Raw genomic sequence first — 16,158 nt, 5'->3', positions numbered from 1 at the left:
TATGAGCGACACGCAAACGGAAGCGGCCAAGGACCTGCCCTCGGGCATGCGCATGGCGCTCGATTTCGGGCCGGTGATCATCTTCTTCGTAGTGAATTTTCTCGCGCCGCCACCGCTCGGCATATTCTACGCGACCGGCGCGTTCATGGCCGCAATGATGGCGGCGATGGTCTATTCCTGGGCAAAGGTCGGCAAGATATCGCCGATGCTGCTCTTTTCGGGCGTCATGGTGCTCGTGTTCGGCGGCGTCACGCTGTTGCTGCGCGACGAGACCTTCATCAAGCTCAAGCCGACTATCTATTATGTGTTCATCGCCTCGATCCTGATCTTTGGGCTGATGGCGAAGCGGCCCACGCTGCAGGCCCTTCTGGGCAGCGTCTATCCGGGGCTCACCGATCGCGGCTGGGATCTGTTATCGCGCAACTGGGCGATCTTCTTCCTCGCCATGGCGGCGCTGAACGAAGTCATCTGGCGCAATTTCAGCACCGATTTCTGGGTCGGGTTCAAGCTGTGGGGCGCGATACCCCTCACCCTGATATTCGCCTTCGCGAACGTGCCGATGCTGTTAAAACATGGCCTCGATCTGGAGGGCGCCGACGAGCCGCCGGTGCCCGACGCCCACGAATAAGCGCCGGATACCGGTGGGAATTGACAGTTCGGCTTAGCCCTGATCGGCGCGGCTGACGCCTTTGCCGTCCATATTCTGCGCCACGAACTCCCAGTTCACATGCTCGAGCAGCGCATCGACATAGGCGCCGCGATCATTCTGGAAATCCAGATAATAGGCATGTTCCCAGACATCGATGGTGAGCAGCGGCAGCATGCCGTCATGCGCGACCGGCGTGTCCGCATCGTGCAGCGACGTCACTTCAAGCTTGTCGCCATCGAGGATCAGCCAAGCCCAGCCGCTGGCGAAATGGCCCACTGCCTCGTTCTTCAGCGTGCTCAGCATTTCTGACTTCGATCCGAAGCAATCCTCGATCCGTGCGGCAAGCGAGCCGGACGGGTTCTGCTTGTCCGGACTCAGACATTTCCAGTAGAAGCTGTGGTTCCAGATCTGCGCCGAATTATTGAACAACCCCTGGTTGCCGTTTTCCTTGGCGGCCAGAATGACTTCGGAGAGAGATGAGCCCGCGAGATCGCCGCCCTCGATGGCATCGTTGGTCTTCGTGACATAGGCCTGATGATGCTTCCCGTGATGGAAATCGAAGGTTTTGGACGAGATCAAATCGCCGAATGAATCCTTCGAATAGGGAAGATCGGGAAGTTCGAAAGCCATGGGGGTATCTCCTGTTGATTTGCGCACACATTACGGGAACGCACCCGCTCTTCAAGATATCCGTCGCAGGAAAATCAGAAAAATTCCTGAACGCCGCGCATACAGTACGGCCGGCCGCTCCCCTCCGAAGCGACCGGCCGCATTGCCGTCTGCCGGTGCCGAACCTTAGCCGGTCGGCTCGACGATATAGTTGGATAGATCGTTACGCGGTGCATCCCATTCAGGCGCGAGCTCGGTCGCGGTCAGAATGTCCATATAGGCGGCGGTCAGATCGCCGTTCAGGTGATGCGCGAGCCCGCGGCCATAATGCGCGACGGCCGGCCGCTGCGTTCCAAGTTCCAGCGCGCGCGTGAAGATTGGCAGTGCCTCGTCACCGCGTTCGTCGCGCCGCATCAGTGCGATCGCTTTGTTAAGCATCGCCTCGGGCTGCTCGGCGTCCATGCTCAGCGCGCGATCGAAATCGGCCAGCGCCAGATTATATTGTCCGCGATGGAACTGGATAATCCCGCGATTGACGAAGGTCGCGATGCGATCCCGATAGGTCAGCGCTTCCTGATCGAGCGCGAAGTTGCAGGGCTGCAGATCGGACCGGGAATCGGATTGCCGCGCTGCGGAAACGTAGCAGGTTTCGGCCGAACTATTGCCGGCGACTTGCACCGCACCTTGGGCAGTACCTGCGACGGTCGTTACGGCGAGCGCACTTGCGGCCAGTTTGAGCATGAGTTTCATGAGCATATTCTCCTAAAGTTCGGCTCGTATTTCGGCATTCTGACTATCGCAGAAATTCCCGTCAATCTGGCCGGTAATTCGCCGAACGGGCCAATTCCGCCGACAAACGGCGTCTCCCGCCGGATATCTTATCCGCCCTGACCGCCAACGACCCGGAAGCGCGACAGATCGCGCGCCGGAAGATCCCATTCCGGATCGATATCGGTCGCCCGGCGGATATCGTAATAGGCTGCCGGGATGTCACCGTTCATTTCATGCGCAACCCCGCGCCCATAATAGGCCAGAGCCGGCTCCCGCGTGCCATTCTCGATCGCCGTCGTCAGTAGCGAGACCACATCGGCCGTCTCGCGACGCTGATGGAGCAAGGCGAGACCCTTGTTCAGATAGGCTTCGGGTTCGGTGCCATCGAGCGCGATCGCCCGGTCGTAATCCGCGATCCCCTGCGCATAATTTCCGTTACGCACGTAGAGAATACCGCGATTAACATAGCTGGCGACGCGATCCCGCCCGGTGATCATGCGATCCTCAATGGCATCGGTGCATACCCGGATATCGCCAGGACCGGAGCGCTCCTCCAGGGCCGATTCATAGCAGGCGCGCGCGCTCGAGTTACCGATCACGCTCACTGCGGCTGAGGCCGACCCCGCAGCGAGGCCGGCGGTGGCAAGCGCGATCAAGAGAGACGATTGACGCATGGCAATTCTCCTCTGTTGGCTTGCAATATAGAATATTCCGGCGTTTTTGGCGAGTCAGCCAATCATATCGTGCCGCTTGAGCGCATGACGGAGCTGATCATAGGTCAATCCCAATGCTTTGGCGGTCTGTCGCTGATTGTAACGGGCCCGTTCCAGCGCCGTTTCGAGTATTTCTTTCTCATATTGCTCGACGGCGGCCTTGAAATCGCCGACGACCGGCTTGGCCGGCGCTGGGGCCGCAGGTTGCGGCGCTTCGCCGGGCGCTTCGCTAGCGCGCGGCGGCTCATCCGGTATCCGCCATGGCGATTCAAAGGGATCGAGCTGGATACTGTCGATCGGGTCGTCAGGCCGTTCCCAGCGATACACCGAGCGCTCCACGACATTGCGCAGCTCGCGGACATTGCCCGGCCAGTCATGGCCGATCAATATCTTCACCGCCTCATCGCCAAAGCCCGGCCAGCCCGGCCAATCGAGCTCAACCGCCATACGTCGGCCGAAATAATCCGCCAGCACCAGGATATCGCCGTCGCGCACCCTGAGCGGCGGAAGCGTAACCACCTCGAACGACAGCCGGTCGAGCAAATCGGCGCGGAACCGGTTGCGCTCCACAAGGCTCGGCAGATTTTCGTTCGTCGCGCCGACGATCCGCACATCGACCTTGAGCGGAGAATTGGACCCGATCCGCGTCACCTCGCCATATTCGACGGCGCGGAGCAGCCGTTCCTGCGCCGCTTGCGAGAGCGTTGCCAGCTCGTCGAGGAATAATGTGCCGCCATCGGCTTCCTCGAAGGCGCCGGCCCGTGCGCGCGTCGCGCCGGTAAAGGCGCCCGCCTCATGGCCGAACAGCTCCGCCTCGATCAGCGTTTCGGGCAGCGCCGCGCAGTTGAGCGTAATCAGCGGCCCTTCCCAGCGCTGGCTCAGCCGATGCAGGCGCTCGGCGATCAATTCCTTGCCCGTCCCGCGCTCGCCGATTACGAGTACGGGCCGTTCGAGCGCGGCCGCCCGGCTCGCCATTTCGACGGCGTCCAGAAAAGCCCCGGATTCTCCGACAAATTGGGTTTCGCGTTCCATTCCCAGCATTTAGGGTAATTTACCAAACAATGGCAATAGAGACCTATTCGGTAAATATGATAATTCGCATAAATTACTGATAATATTATATATTCAGAAACTGGCACGCTCCCTGCTATGAATGGGGCGTTAACAGTCGCAAAGACGATAACATCAGTTTCACTGTCCGGATACGGGCCAAGGTTCAGGAGATACGATATGACGAATTTGAAGGACATCCGCCAAAATATCCTCGCTGGCATGGCCGCTTTGGCCGTTTCGGGGATGTGTGTGCTGGGAACTGTCGGGCCGGTGCAGGCCAACGACCCTAGCCAGCCGGTTCAGCTGCAGGCCGATCCGGATATGATCATCGTTACCGGCCAGATTGCCTAGGCCGTCAGAACAGGCCGGGGAGGCGGCAGCCCCTCCCCCTCCCCGGCCGCCACACAGCAAGCGAGGGACATTAGGAGTAGCTACCATGGGAATTTTCTCCCGCACGCGCGACATCATTGCCGCCAATGTGACCGACATTCTCGACAAGGCAGAAGATCCGGCCAAAATGGTTCGGATGATCATCCTTGAGATGGAGGAAACCCTGGTGGAAGTCCGCGCGTCCGCCGCGCGCACGATCGCCGACCAGAAGGAAATGCGGCGCTCGATCACCAAGCTCGAACAGCTCCAGGAAAGCTGGAAGGAAAAGGCCGAGCTGGCGCTCTCCAAGGATCGCGAAGACCTCGCCAAACAGGCGCTCGTCGAAAAGCAGAAAGCCTCGGACATGGCCGCGCGCCTCAACGGCGAGATCGAAGCGCTCGACGAATCGCTGCGCGCCTATGAGGAAGATATCGCCAAGCTGCAGGGCAAGCTCCGCGAAGCGCGCAGCCGCCAGAACAGCATCTCGACCCGCCTCGAAACGGCGGAAAACCAGATCAAACTGCGCGACCTCTACAATGGCGACCGGGTGCAGGACGCCTTCTCGCGCTTTGAGATGCTCGAACGCCATGTGGATATGGCCGAAGGTCGCGCCGATGCGCTCGCGCTGGGCAACGGTCAGCCGAAAACGCTCGAACAGGAAATCGAAGAGCTGGAAACCAGCGACAAGATCGAAGCCGAACTCGCCGCGATGAAAAAGGCGAGCGGGAAACCCTCCGAAGAGAAGGAAGCGTAAATAATGGAAGACATCCTCGTACCCATCGGCGTCGTCGGGATGCTCTTCATCGGGCTTCCCTGGCTGATCCTCCACTATTCCACGCAATGGAAGCGCGCCGGATCGATGACGCGGGAAGACGAAGACCTGCTGGATGAACTTTATGACGCCGCGCGCCGACTGGACGATCGGATGCACTCGATCGAACGGATCATCGCGGCCGATAATCCGGAATGGGCACGCGATCGCATCCTGCGCCAGGACCGCCCGATGGACGATCGCATCGAAGAGCGGCTCGAGGATCGCCTCGAACCCCGGGTGCCGGAAAAAGACATGAGCCGCGCGGAACGCCGGCGGTAACGAACGACGAACAGGGAGACCGACAATGCATGACCGCCGCACGAAATATTATCTCGACAAGCAGAATGCGAAGTTTCTGGGCGTCTGCGCGGGTGTCGCCGACTATACCGGGATCGATTTGCTGTGGACCCGGATCGGCTTCATGATCACCGCGCTGTTCTTCTTCCCGCCGCTGTTTCTGGTCTATTTCCTCGTCGCCTGGCTGGCGCCGAAAAAGCCGCTCGGCCTATATGACGACAAGGAAGAGGAAAAATTCTGGCAGGGCACGCGGGCCAATCCGCGCCGCTCGGTCAACGAAATCCGCTCGCGCTTTCGCGATGTCGACCGCCGGCTCGCCGATGTCGAGCTGATGGTGACGAGCCGCAACACGCGCCTCGCAGATGAAATCGAGGCGCTGCGCTAAAGCGGACGCAACAGGTTCAGGAAAGAAGGTTCAGGGAGGAAATTACAGATGAGTTGGGGAAGTCCGATCTTTGTCTTGGCGATCGTGGGGATGAGCTTCCTCGCCTGGATCATCACGACGGCGATCCGCGCCAAGCACGGCTATCCGCTGGAAAATGAATGGGGCGGCTCGACCCAACGGAACGATCCGGAAACCGGCCGCAAGATCGAGCTGCTCTCGAACGAGAATGGCGAGTTGAAAGACAAGATCGTCCGGCTCGAAGAACGGATCTCGGTCCTCGAACGGATCGCGACGGACGGCAGCACACGGCTCGCGGATGAAATCGAAAATCTCCGCGACGCGGCGAAATAGGAGGATAAGCGATGTTTTCAGACAATCCCGGACTGCTCAGCGATCTGGCGCCGTTTATCGCGGTCATCGTTACGGTCGGCGTCATCGGCTGGGTTGTGACAACCTGGATGCGGATCAAACATGGTTATCCGCTGGAAAATAGCTGGGGCCATTCGGTGCAGCCGAAGATTGACCGCGAGAGCAAGGATCAGATCAAATTGCTCAACCAGGAAAACACGCAGCTGCGCGACGAGCTGGCGGGCCTCAAGGATCGGCTCGGCGTCATCGAACGCATCGTCACCGACAGCGGCTATGGTCTCGATCAGGAGATCGCCAAGCTCGAAGACAAAGCGAAGTAGAGGACGCGCAAGATGGATTTCAACACACTCGCCATTCTTTTCATGGTCGTCGTGATCCCGGTTACGATTGTGTTCGGCTATATCGCTTTCCATCGCTGGACAGACTTTAGGCAGGCGCAAATGGAAACGCTGTCGCAAGAAGCCGCGGAGAAAGCCGCGCAATATGCGGCCAAGACCGAACGGCTCGAACAGCGGGTCGCGACGCTCGAGCGCATCCTGACGGATCGTTCGACGGGACTGGCTGATGAAATCGAAAATCTGCGGGATAAACCGCTCAACTAAACAGGGAAAAGGTTCAGGGAGACCATAGATGTTTGACAATCCTTTTTCGATGGTCGTTGCGATCGTTCTGATCGTTTCCATCGCCGGCGTATTGAGAGCGAAATACAAGGCTGAGCACGGAATCGTTGAAGACGATGATGGCAATGATCGCCGGATCGTCGACCCCGATGCCGGCCGGATGCGGGACGAGATCAAACAGCTGAAAGAGCGGATCGCCGTTCTCGAGCGGATCGCCACCGACAAGGGCAATCGGCTCGAACAGGAAATCGAAGCTCTGCGCGACAGAACGCACAGCTAGAGAAGAGAATAAGGTTCAGGAAAGAAAGGTATAATCATGCAGGATCAGATACCGACATTGGCGATGGCAGCCACCGGATTGATCGGGCTGATAATCGCGAGCTACGCGGCGCTCCGGGGATGGCGCGGCTGGCTGGAGCTGAAACGGCTCGAACTCCAGCAAAAGGCGGCGATGTCCGCCGACGTGCCCGCGCCGAGCACCGGATCGCGGATCGAGGTCGCCGATCTCAAGGAACGGGTCCGCAAGCTGGAAGCCATCGCCGCAGGGATCGAACCCTAGGATTTCCCCAGTTTCGTCATTCCGCTTGCCCCGCGGAATCTTTTCGGCTCGGCCAGAAACTCCCGCCGGAAAGGCCCCGGCTTCGTGCCGGGGTGACGAGTGGCCGGCCAGCCCCTAAATGGGCGGCCATGACCAATCTCCCCTCTCTCGACCCTTCTTCTCTTGATGATGTGCGCGAGGAATATGAATTCCTCGAAAGCGACGACCGGTACCGGCTGCTCATCGATCTCGGCCAGAGCCTCGAAGACATGCCCGATGCGCTGAAAACCGATGCGACGCTCGTCCGGGGCTGTTCGGCGGCCGTGTGGGTCTATCCCACGCGAACCGATGACGGGCGGTTGCATTTTCTCGCAGACAGCAATGCGGCGATCACCAAAGGCATCATCGCGCTCGTGCTGCTCACCGTGCAGGATCGCGAACCGGCCGATATCCTGGCAACCGATATCGAGGACGGTCTCGGGCCTTTCGACCTGAAAAACCAGCTCAGTTCGAACCGGACCCAGGGCATTCCAAACATGATCGCGCTGATCCGCGAGACCGCCGAACGCTATTCCTGAGCGGCGACACCCAGCGCATCGGCGACCTGATCGATCGGCGTACCGGGCTTGAAGAGCTTCCAGTTGAGCAGATCGTCGGTGCGTACGACCGTCACCGCCTTTTTGGGGCAGGCCGACAGGCATTTGGTTTCGAGAATGGCAGTTTTCGCCTTGCGGCCCTTCTTGCCGCCGACATGTTTGCGCAGCGCCTTAGCGAGCGGCGTCTTGCCCTTCGGCCCGAAACCGCCGCCCGCGCGTTTCGAGCATTTGCGGCAGACCAAAATGGCGGTTTCCCATTCGGATCTTACGGTCTTGATGCCGCGCCCTTCCATTCGCGCCGTTCCTCGGCCGCGCGCAACACTTCGAACGCCGCCTGCCCTGCCTGGAACCGCTTGGCAGCCTCCGCATCGTCCGGCTTGACGTCCGGGTGGTTTTCCTTGGCGAGCGCGCGCCAGGCTTTTTTGACGGCCGCGAAATCGGCATCGCTGTCGAGTTCGAAAATCTCAAGCGCGCGCATCTCGTCGGCGCTACGCGTCCCGTCTCCGGGCCCGCCCCAACCATAATGGGACGCTTGGCCAAACCCGCTTGCATCGCGCTGCTCCTCGCGGGCGCGCTGATCGCGCTGCTCCTTGGTCAGGCCCTCGAAATAATTGTAGTTGCGATTGTATTCGGCGGCGTGCTTTTCGCAGAAATACCAGCGTTCCGGGCTGTTCGGCGACTTCGGCGCGGGACAGGTCCCTGGCTCGTTGCAACCATGCCGGTCGCAAATGCGCACTTCAACTGTATCGCGCGCAGAATCATAGCCGCGCCAGCGGGGGAAACCCCAATCATTCGATCGTCTTGTACCTGCCATCGCCTACAATCCTAGCGTCCGAAAAGAGAACGGGCCACAGCCAAATTGGCCATGGCCCGTTTCTTTTTCGCCGGCGCTTGGTGCCCCGGCATGTCCGGTTATCTAGCCATTTATCTAGCCATAGAGCGCTGCTGCACCCATGGCACCGGTGAACATGCTACCGATCAGCATGGCTGTGATGATACCGGAAATCACGATGTAAGTGACGATCCAGATCAGGATGAGCACGATCGTAAAGCCGACCGCCTTGTCCTGCGGCACTTTCGAAGTCGCCTGCGATCCGAGATAAATCTGATAGCCCGCATAGCCAAAGGCTGCGAGTGCGAGAAGCCATCCAAGAATCGGAATCCAGCTCAGCAAGCCAGCAACCCAGATCGGCGTACCCGAATAGACCACCGTCTTCATGGCGGCGAGCTGGTCTTTCTGGCCGTCGAAGCTGGGCGACAGCGCGTTGGCGATGATACCCATGAGATACATAACCCCAAGGCTGATGACGTAGCTTACTACGGCGGAAACGAGCACAAAGCCCATCCCAAGGCCCGGCACGCCAAGTGCGCCCGAAATCGCCACCGAGCTGATGACAGAGCCGATCGCCGGCAGGATCGCCAGAATCATGGCATAGCCGGTGAAAAGGCCGCCCACGGTATTGGTTTCTCCGTCGATCTTCGGCCACTCGGTTTGCGGCGACAACAGAATATTCTTCGCGCGATCGATTAAGCTCATAATTCTTCCCCTTTTGATACCGTTCATGTGAACGAAATTGCCCGATTCGTAAAGCAGACGGGGTTCTGAACGGCTGTGCCGGAGATCACTGCCAGAGGGCCTGTAAGCCGGGTTCTGTCCAGCGGATCACTCCGCCTGTGCGGCCATTCCTCTAGGAACGGGATTGCTCCCGCCCTCAAGCAACCAACCCGGACGGCGAGCCGGACCCGGGCCCATATGCCATCCCTATTCGGTCTTGCTCCCGGCGGGGTTTGCCGTGCCGCGGCCGTTGCCGGCGCGCGCGGTGCGCTCTTACCGCACCCTTTCACTTTTCACCGTCCTCGCAAGAGGATGTGGTGACCTGCTCTCTGTGGCACTTTCCCTAGCCCTTCGACGCGCTCAGGGCCGCCGGAAGTTATCCGGCGCCGTGGGTCCATGGAGCCCGGACTTTCCTCGCGGCATAAAGCCCCGCGGCCGCCCGGCCCTCTGGCCCTTTCTATCTAGACTCGCCCTGCTCCCGATCCAAGAGCAGGCGGAAAAGAATGGCGCGGCTCTGTCCGTCAATCGTTCCGTCAATCAGTTCGGGCCGGAACCGCCGCTGAAAGGCGACGACCGCCGCAAGTTTGTCTTCGATATCGTAGCCAAAGCGCTCAAGTGCAACGAGAAAGGCGCTGTCCGTCCATCCCGGATCGGTCGTCGCATTTTCCGGCCGCGCCAAGGCGTCCCCGAGCCGCGCCAGCTTTTCCCAGGGAAAGAGTTCGCCGGGGTCCTGTTTGCGCGCCGGCGCGACGTCGGAATGCCCGACGACATTCGCGCGCGGAATATCGTGGCGCTTGCGGATTTCGTGGGTCAGCCGGACGACGGCCGCGACCTGATCGTCCGGAAAGGGCCGATATCCATATTCATGACCGGGATTGACGATTTCGATCCCGATACTCGCCGAATTGACGTCGGTAATCCCCCGCCAATAGGAGACACCGGCATGCCAGGCGCGCTTGCCCTCATCGACCATGCGCAGCACCGTCCCGTCCTCGTTGACAAGATAATGCGAGGATACGCCCGAACCCGCCATCGTCAGCCTGCGGATCGCGGAAGCGGCGTCCACCATGCCCGTATAATGCATGACGATCATCGAGACCGGCAGCTCGCGGTCGTTGAAATTCGGCGAAGGCGTTTCGACGATGGGCATGGCGTGTTTTGCGATACCGCCCGTTTTCCCGTCGAAGGTCAAGAGCCGGCGGCGGCAACCCTGAGGATTTGCGGCGGTTCGGCGGCAGCCAGCCGGTAGAGCGAGCGCACGCCCGGCAATATCTCGAAACGGTCGCTATAGCCCAGAACCGTTTCTCCCGCGCCAAGCATAAGGGCGCCATCGGGTGCCAATGCGCGGGCCAGATTGGCGAGCGCCTTCGCCCGATTGATACCCGGAAAATACAGCATCACATTGCGGCACAATATGACGTCGAACTGGCCGGGCGGCGGCACATCCAACACGTTATGCCGCCGGAAGTGCACCATATCCCGCAATGTATCGCGCGCCTGCCATCGGCCATCGCTATTTTCGAACCAGCGCAGCATATGGCCGGCGGCCAGGCCGCGCTGAATCTCGAACTGGCTGAAATCCGCGCGTTTCGCGCGATCGATGACGGATTGGGAAATATCCGTACCGAGCAGCTCGATGGACCAGTCCCGCCAGCGCCGTTCGTCATCGCGCAGTTGCATGGCCACCGAATAGATTTCCTGACCGGTCGAACAACCCGCGGACCAGATCCGGAGCGTCTTGCGGCCTTTGCGGTTGGCCGCGATCGCCTCGAACACGCGCGGCAGGTCGGCAAATGCGTCATGATCGCGGAAGAAATAGGTCTCATTGTTAAGCAGCGCTTCGACAGTTTCATCGCTCAGTCGGCGCGCGTCGGGCGCGGCCAGACTCGCGGCCAGCGCGTTGCAGTCCTCGATCCCGCGTTTCTTGAGAATGGGGTTCAGCGCCATCTCGACGCGCCAATGCCGGCCTTCGGACAAACATTGACCAGTCCGCGCTTCGAGCAGCGACGATAGTATCCGCATGGTCGACGGCGCTATGGTCATCGGACCGTCCTTTCCCGCTGGCCGATATGCGCGGCGAGTTCGGCTGGCGTGGCGACTAGGCTGGCAAAGCCCTGTTCGGCGACGGCGCCCGGCATACCCCATACCACCGCGCTTTCGCGATCCTGGGCGAGTATCTCGCCTCCTGCCCGTGCCAGCGCCTCGGCACCGTGCGCACCATCCCGTCCCATCCCGGTCAGCACCACACCCACCGCAGTGTCTCCGAAAATCTCGGCAACGCTCGAAAGCATGACATCGACGGACGGGCAGACGCCGCTCGGCATGGGACTCCGGTCGAGCGCCACGCGCACGATGCCTTCATGCTGTTGAAGCGCGAGATGCGCATCGCCAGGCGCAACCACTATCTCGCCGCCGATGAGCGACTGGCCGTCACGTGCAGGCGCGGCCTTGCGTCCCGAGATCGCGGACAGTTGTCGTGCGAAATAGATCATGAAGTCTGCGGGCAAATGCTGGGTGACGAGGATCGGCGCGGTCACGTCATCCCGCAAAGACGACAGGAAAATAGAGAGCGCGTGGATCCCGCCTGTCGATGCCCCGATCGCCAGGCAATGCACCGGGTGCGGGGATGGCGTCGGAGCCGTTCGCCCGGCGATATTGCGCGGCGCCTTACCCGAACTCAGCGGATCGGTCAGGCGACACATTTTTTCGGTCAATACGGCCGCAAAGCGTCCATTGGCATCCGGGCTGTCGGGTTTCAGCACGATATCGCTGGCGCCCATCGCCATCGCCTTGATCGACGCTTCCGCGCCCTCCCGGCAATGCGAGGAGACGATCAATATGGGTGCGTTGCCGCTTTCGCGGATGATGTCGGGCATCGCCTCGATGCCACCGATACCCGGCATTTCAATGTCGAGGATGACGAGATCGGGAGAGATGGTGCGTAGCTTTTCCAGCGCATCTTCGGCGCTAATCGCATGGCCGGCAACTTTCAGACCCTTGGTATCGTTGACTACCCGTTGGACGATCAGCCGGGCGACGGCGGAATCGTCCACGACCAGGATGTTCCGGGGTCGGGAGCGCGCGTGTTCGTCTGGAAGCGGGCGATCAGGCTGACTGGCCATTCACCGCACCGGCCTGCACGATTTCGATCTTGCTCTGCAGCGTCTCCCGATCGAACGGCTTCATGATATATTCGTCGGCTCCCGCGGCCATGGCGCGCCGGATATGGTCGACATCGTTTTCGGTGGTGCAGAAGATGACCTTGGGGCGTGTTTCGAGCGCAAGCGCCTTCATGGCGTCGAGAAACTCCATGCCGTCCATCACCGGCATGTTCCAGTCGAGCAGAACGACATCGGGAATATCGGTCTTCAGCCGCTCCAGCGCTTCGCCGCCATGATCGGCCTCGACGACCGAGAAATCCAGCGTTTCGAGCATATGGCACGCGACTTTTCGAATGACCTTCGAATCATCGACCACAAGACATTTCTTCACGAAGGACGCTCCCATTCGTTCCCAACACTCCGTCCATAATGGATCGGAGTAACCGCAGCGTTAATTTCGGGACCGGTATGAAGCCGTCAGGCCGCTACGGAATCCGAGCCGGCGACGAGCGTTGCAGGGTTCAGGACGACGATGGCCGCGCCATCCAGTTCGATGATGCCGGTCGATACGCGCCGCCAGCCGGGTTCGAATGCCGCGCCGAGCTTCCGGGGCGCGGTCGCATATTCGCAAACGTCATGAACCTTGTCGACGGCCAAGCCGTACAGAAAGTCGTCGAGCTTGGCGACGATCAACAACTGACTGGCAGCAATGCGCGCCTTGCTGCCGTTGATGGCCGCGCGCGTGTCGATCACCGTGATAACCTTGCTCCGCAAGGCGGCAATGCCGGCAACCGTTGGCGCGGCCCGGGGCACCGGAATGATGTCCGACGCGGTAACGACGGATTCCACCGTATCGGCCGGCATTGCGAAACGCGTGCCGGCGATCTCGGCGACAAGATAGAGCTGACTCATCCGGAAGCCCTCCTTTTCCGTCGCGCATGCAGCGCATCGACAATTCCCGTGCGGTCGTAGCGGTAGATCCTGTCCTTTCCGGGCGATGGATCAGCACTGAGCCGAACGACGTCCGCCTCCGTTCCTTCGAAATCTTGGCCGTCTGAATCTTGGTCCGTGCCGCTGGCGTCGATCGCGACGTCATATTCTGCGTCTTCGTCGAAGGTCACGCGATAGCCCGCCTGTTCGATGAGCGGTGCGAGCAATTCGCGCCGCCACAAATCGTCCCCGCCGATCACCAGGCATCGCGGCTGTTCGACTGATATCGCCGGACGTTCGGAAAATTCGGCGAACAGGAAATGTGCGTCGAGCAGTTCCACCGGCTCGCCATCGACGACGGCCACGCCTAATATGCGGCCGGTCCCACGTGCGCGATCGAATGTTTCGGGAAACTTACCGACATCGGCGGCGCCTTCGCCGATCGCATAGGCTATCGCGCTTTCGCCGTCGCTCAGCCGCAAAAGCCGGACATGTCCCGTTTTCGGCAGATCGCCGCTTGCGACAACGGGCACCGTTTCCTCGTCGATGACGAGGCGAAGGCCGCCCGCGCGTTCGACGATCTGGTCAGCATCGGCATCGACGATCCGGTTGACCAGTGCCATACGCACGGCGCGGCGGCAGCCATCCAGATCGGTAAATATCAAAACATCGGTCGCGGCGTCCGGCTCAGCTGCGACCCGATTCTCCTGCGGATCGGCCATACCCAGGCGGAGCCCGGCAACGGCTGCCAGACCAGCAATATCGAGCAATAGCAAGGGCATACCATTGTCGGGAAGCGCGGTTCCCGCGTAAAAGCCAGCCTGCATGACTGAGGGTGCGGCCGGTTTGACGACCAGCTCCTCATGATCGAACACGGCTGACACCATGACGGCAAACCGCTCCCTCCGGCTCGCACGCACGACCACGAGATGTTGCGCACGATCCGTACCGGATGCAGCGCTCTCGGCGTGATCCATATCCATGACCGCAGCCAAGCGGACCACCGGCAATCGCTTCCGGCGTATCAGAGCCGCCTCGGTGCCGCCTATCGCCTCGATCTCCGCGCGGTCCCGACCCAGCGACACGATTTCCTCGATATTCGCGCGCGGAATGGCGTAGCGGCCTTCGCCGACGCCGAAAATCAAAGCGGGAATGATCGTCAGCGTCAGTGGGACGAGAAGCGACAATGTCGTGCCTTGGCCGACCACGCTCTCGATATCGATCGAGCCACCGATGCGTTCGACATTGGAGCGCACTACATCCATGCCCACGCCCCGTCCCGACACGGTACTGACCGCATCTGCCGTCGACAGCCCCGGCTGGAAGATGAGTTCCAGTGCATCCACATCGCTCATCGATTGCGCGGCCTCAGCGCTCAGACTCGCGCCCTGCACCGCCCGATCCTTGAGCATATGCGGATCGATACCGCGTCCATCGTCGGCGATGCTGATCTGGATCTGATTGCCGGACTGGCGCGCGCCGATCCGCAATATGCTGGTTTCCGGCTTGCCTGCGGCGCGGCGGCCCTCGGGCGGCTCGATGCCGTGATCGAGCGCGTTGCGGACGATATGGGTCAAAGGATCGCGCAGCATTTCGATCATCTCGCGATCGAGCTCCACATCGGCCCCGTCGATATCGAGCTGGACCGATTTTCCAAGCTCAGCCGAGAGATCGCGCACGAGCCGAGGCAAAGCGGCAAACAGGCTCTCGATCCGCTGCATGCGCGCCCAGGTAATTGCGTCGCGCATTTCCGCGACACAGGTCGACATCCGCTCGAACGCCGTTTCGACCTGATCCTCGCCGGCCGTGCGGCGCAACTGACGCGACAATTCGTTCCGGGCGAGGACAAGATCCGATACGCCGCCCATCAGCCGGTCCAGCAGTTCGAGCGGGACACGAATGCTGCGCGCAGGGTGTCGCATTTCCGTTGCCGTCCGAAGCGCAGGAGCGGCCGCTTCGTCGTCCTTGCCGCCAAGTGCGGCGATCAGCGGCTCATCGTGGCTTTCGTCAATCTCTTCGCCGCGTTCGAGCGCATCGGCCATCGCCCCGATGCGGTCCATGACGGCGAGAATGGTGCTGACAAGGCGCGGCGTGGGTTCGCGCGTGCCGTCACGTAGCTCGGACAGTGCCTGTTCGGCCTCATGCGCGACACGCTGGATATGGGTCAGATCGAGAAATCCGCAGCTGCCCTTGACGGTATGGAAAAAGCGGAAAATCGCGTCGAGACGCTTCCGGTCGCCCGGATCGGCCTCCCAGGCGACGATTTCGCCGGAGATCGTATCCAGCGTCTCGCGCGTTTCGGCAATGAATTCAGCGAGAAGATCGTCCATCGAGCCCGTCCAGGAAATCCGCCTGACAGGCTTGATGGGCTGCGATGGTTAAGATGTCGTTATACAAATTCCGCAGCATTCCGCCGTTTATAGTCAATCAGGCTGGAAAATTGGCCACGAAAGCCCGCCATTCCGCAGCGATATTGGAAAATGTTCTGCGGCGTCCCGAGCAATAAAGGAGAATGATGATGGCGCAGAGAAACTACATTGCGGCAAGCATGGCACGGATGCCCTGCGGTCTCGCCCTTAAAGAGGCTGGATTGGCCAAGAATACTGGCGATGCCAGCGAATTGATACGGGCCGGGCGCGCCTATGCCGACGGCGAGAGGATCAAGCCCGGCCAGATCATTGTGCCGCCAGTGTCTCTATCGCTTGGCCTGCCTGATAAGCCGGCAACGTTCACGCGCTCCGTTAACCTGACGGCACCCGCCTAACCCACCAACCCCCGGCATATAGGAA

At 60.7% G+C, this 16,158-nt stretch carries 25 protein-coding genes and 1 other RNA gene; 12 read left to right on the top strand and 14 right to left on the bottom strand.

Annotation, left to right across the window (positions count from 1 at the left end; translation table 11 throughout):
* Position 1: 1 nt before the first annotated feature.
* Positions 2–628 carry a septation protein A gene (locus tag Q0974_RS11500; protein ID WP_299327723.1) on the top strand — a complete coding sequence of 209 codons (627 nt, stop codon included), beginning with the start codon at positions 2–4 and terminating at the stop codon, positions 626–628.
* A gap of 33 nt (positions 629–661) precedes the next feature.
* Here Q0974_RS11500 and Q0974_RS11495 read toward each other — a convergent pair whose 3' ends face one another.
* The 4 genes from Q0974_RS11495 to pspF form a co-directional block, all read right to left on the bottom strand.
* On the bottom strand, positions 662–1,279 hold the full coding sequence (locus Q0974_RS11495; protein ID WP_299327721.1) for a superoxide dismutase: 618 nt from the start codon (positions 1,277–1,279) through the stop codon (positions 662–664).
* Positions 1,280–1,444: 165 nt separating this feature from the next.
* Complete coding sequence (locus tag Q0974_RS11490) at positions 1,445–2,008, bottom strand: tetratricopeptide repeat protein (RefSeq protein WP_299327719.1); 564 nt, start codon at positions 2,006–2,008, stop codon at positions 1,445–1,447.
* Between the two features lie 128 nt (positions 2,009–2,136).
* Positions 2,137–2,703 (bottom strand): tetratricopeptide repeat protein, encoded by a 567-nt coding sequence (locus tag Q0974_RS11485; RefSeq protein ID WP_299327717.1) that lies wholly within the window; start codon positions 2,701–2,703, stop codon positions 2,137–2,139.
* 54 nt (positions 2,704–2,757) lie between these two features.
* Positions 2,758–3,774, bottom strand: a complete 1,017-nt coding sequence (pspF, locus tag Q0974_RS11480) for a phage shock protein operon transcriptional activator (protein ID WP_299327715.1) — start codon at positions 3,772–3,774, stop codon at positions 2,758–2,760.
* A 198-nt stretch (positions 3,775–3,972) separates the two neighbouring features.
* Here pspF and Q0974_RS11475 point away from each other — a divergent pair, with 198 nt between their 5' ends.
* From Q0974_RS11475 to Q0974_RS11430, 10 genes are all read left to right on the top strand, one after another.
* Positions 3,973–4,146, top strand: coding sequence for a hypothetical protein (locus Q0974_RS11475; RefSeq protein ID WP_299327713.1), 174 nt, complete (start codon positions 3,973–3,975; stop codon positions 4,144–4,146).
* Between the two features lie 85 nt (positions 4,147–4,231).
* Positions 4,232–4,918 carry a phage shock protein PspA gene (gene pspA / locus Q0974_RS11470; RefSeq protein ID WP_299327711.1) on the top strand — a complete coding sequence of 229 codons (687 nt, stop codon included), beginning with the start codon at positions 4,232–4,234 and terminating at the stop codon, positions 4,916–4,918.
* Between the two features lie 3 nt (positions 4,919–4,921).
* A complete protein-coding gene (gene pspB, locus Q0974_RS11465) occupies positions 4,922–5,257 on the top strand; it encodes an envelope stress response membrane protein PspB (RefSeq protein WP_299327709.1) in 336 nt (111 codons plus the stop codon).
* 25 nt (positions 5,258–5,282) lie between these two features.
* On the top strand, positions 5,283–5,660 hold the full coding sequence (gene pspC, locus Q0974_RS11460) for an envelope stress response membrane protein PspC (RefSeq protein WP_299327707.1): 378 nt from the start codon (positions 5,283–5,285) through the stop codon (positions 5,658–5,660).
* Positions 5,661–5,708: 48 nt separating this feature from the next.
* Entirely contained in the window at positions 5,709–6,011 is a 303-nt protein-coding gene (locus Q0974_RS11455) for a hypothetical protein (protein ID WP_299327705.1), read from the top strand.
* Between the two features lie 11 nt (positions 6,012–6,022).
* Positions 6,023–6,349, top strand: coding sequence for a hypothetical protein (locus Q0974_RS11450; RefSeq protein ID WP_299327703.1), 327 nt, complete (start codon positions 6,023–6,025; stop codon positions 6,347–6,349).
* Between the two features lie 12 nt (positions 6,350–6,361).
* On the top strand, positions 6,362–6,631 hold the full coding sequence (locus tag Q0974_RS11445) for a hypothetical protein (RefSeq protein WP_299327701.1): 270 nt from the start codon (positions 6,362–6,364) through the stop codon (positions 6,629–6,631).
* Positions 6,632–6,659: 28 nt separating this feature from the next.
* Positions 6,660–6,929 carry a hypothetical protein gene (locus tag Q0974_RS11440; protein ID WP_299327699.1) on the top strand — a complete coding sequence of 90 codons (270 nt, stop codon included), beginning with the start codon at positions 6,660–6,662 and terminating at the stop codon, positions 6,927–6,929.
* Between the two features lie 36 nt (positions 6,930–6,965).
* Positions 6,966–7,208: a hypothetical protein gene (locus Q0974_RS11435; RefSeq protein ID WP_299327697.1), complete on the top strand. Its 243-nt coding sequence runs from the start codon at positions 6,966–6,968 to the stop codon at positions 7,206–7,208.
* A 128-nt stretch (positions 7,209–7,336) separates the two neighbouring features.
* Positions 7,337–7,765, top strand: coding sequence for a SufE family protein (locus Q0974_RS11430; RefSeq protein ID WP_299327696.1), 429 nt, complete (start codon positions 7,337–7,339; stop codon positions 7,763–7,765).
* Here the strand turns inward: Q0974_RS11430 and Q0974_RS11425 are convergent.
* From Q0974_RS11425 to Q0974_RS11380, 10 genes are all read right to left on the bottom strand, one after another.
* Positions 7,756–8,076: a hypothetical protein gene (locus tag Q0974_RS11425; RefSeq protein ID WP_299327694.1), complete on the bottom strand. Its 321-nt coding sequence runs from the start codon at positions 8,074–8,076 to the stop codon at positions 7,756–7,758. The genes Q0974_RS11430 and Q0974_RS11425 overlap by 10 nt on opposite strands.
* Positions 8,049–8,597, bottom strand: coding sequence for a J domain-containing protein (locus Q0974_RS11420; protein ID WP_299327692.1), 549 nt, complete (start codon positions 8,595–8,597; stop codon positions 8,049–8,051). The genes Q0974_RS11425 and Q0974_RS11420 overlap by 28 nt, the downstream gene beginning before the upstream one ends.
* Positions 8,598–8,711: 114 nt before the next feature.
* Positions 8,712–9,347, bottom strand: a complete 636-nt coding sequence (locus tag Q0974_RS11415; protein ID WP_299327689.1) for a Yip1 family protein — start codon at positions 9,345–9,347, stop codon at positions 8,712–8,714.
* A 60-nt stretch (positions 9,348–9,407) separates the two neighbouring features.
* An RNA gene (rnpB, locus tag Q0974_RS11410) (RNase P RNA component class A) lies at positions 9,408–9,789 on the bottom strand.
* Between the two features lie 6 nt (positions 9,790–9,795).
* Positions 9,796–10,488 carry an N-acetylmuramoyl-L-alanine amidase gene (locus tag Q0974_RS11405; RefSeq protein ID WP_299327687.1) on the bottom strand — a complete coding sequence of 231 codons (693 nt, stop codon included), beginning with the start codon at positions 10,486–10,488 and terminating at the stop codon, positions 9,796–9,798.
* Positions 10,489–10,526: 38 nt separating this feature from the next.
* The gene (locus tag Q0974_RS11400) at positions 10,527–11,381 is read right to left on the bottom strand and encodes a CheR family methyltransferase (protein WP_299327685.1); all 855 of its coding nucleotides are present in this window, start codon (positions 11,379–11,381) and stop codon (positions 10,527–10,529) included.
* On the bottom strand, positions 11,378–12,391 hold the full coding sequence (cheB, locus tag Q0974_RS11395; RefSeq protein WP_299327683.1) for a chemotaxis-specific protein-glutamate methyltransferase CheB: 1,014 nt from the start codon (positions 12,389–12,391) through the stop codon (positions 11,378–11,380). Before cheB ends, Q0974_RS11400 begins: the two co-directional genes overlap by 4 nt.
* Positions 12,392–12,443: 52 nt before the next feature.
* Positions 12,444–12,830, bottom strand: a complete 387-nt coding sequence (locus Q0974_RS11390; RefSeq protein WP_299327681.1) for a response regulator — start codon at positions 12,828–12,830, stop codon at positions 12,444–12,446.
* 86 nt (positions 12,831–12,916) lie between these two features.
* Entirely contained in the window at positions 12,917–13,351 is a 435-nt protein-coding gene (locus tag Q0974_RS11385) for a chemotaxis protein CheW (RefSeq protein WP_299327679.1), read from the bottom strand.
* Positions 13,348–15,699, bottom strand: coding sequence for a chemotaxis protein CheA (locus Q0974_RS11380; protein WP_299327677.1), 2,352 nt, complete (start codon positions 15,697–15,699; stop codon positions 13,348–13,350). The genes Q0974_RS11385 and Q0974_RS11380 overlap by 4 nt, the downstream gene beginning before the upstream one ends.
* Before the next feature lie 182 nt (positions 15,700–15,881).
* Between Q0974_RS11380 and Q0974_RS11375 the strand changes: the two genes are divergently transcribed.
* Positions 15,882–16,133, top strand: coding sequence for a hypothetical protein (locus Q0974_RS11375; RefSeq protein ID WP_299327675.1), 252 nt, complete (start codon positions 15,882–15,884; stop codon positions 16,131–16,133).
* The last annotated feature ends 25 nt before the right edge of the window (positions 16,134–16,158 follow it).

This window comes from Parasphingopyxis sp. (assembly GCF_028279465.1).
GTDB lineage: Bacteria > Pseudomonadota > Alphaproteobacteria > Sphingomonadales > Sphingomonadaceae > Parasphingopyxis.
The sequence above is the reverse complement of the archived record's forward strand: the minus strand, read 5'-3'. Positions and strand labels throughout refer to the sequence as shown.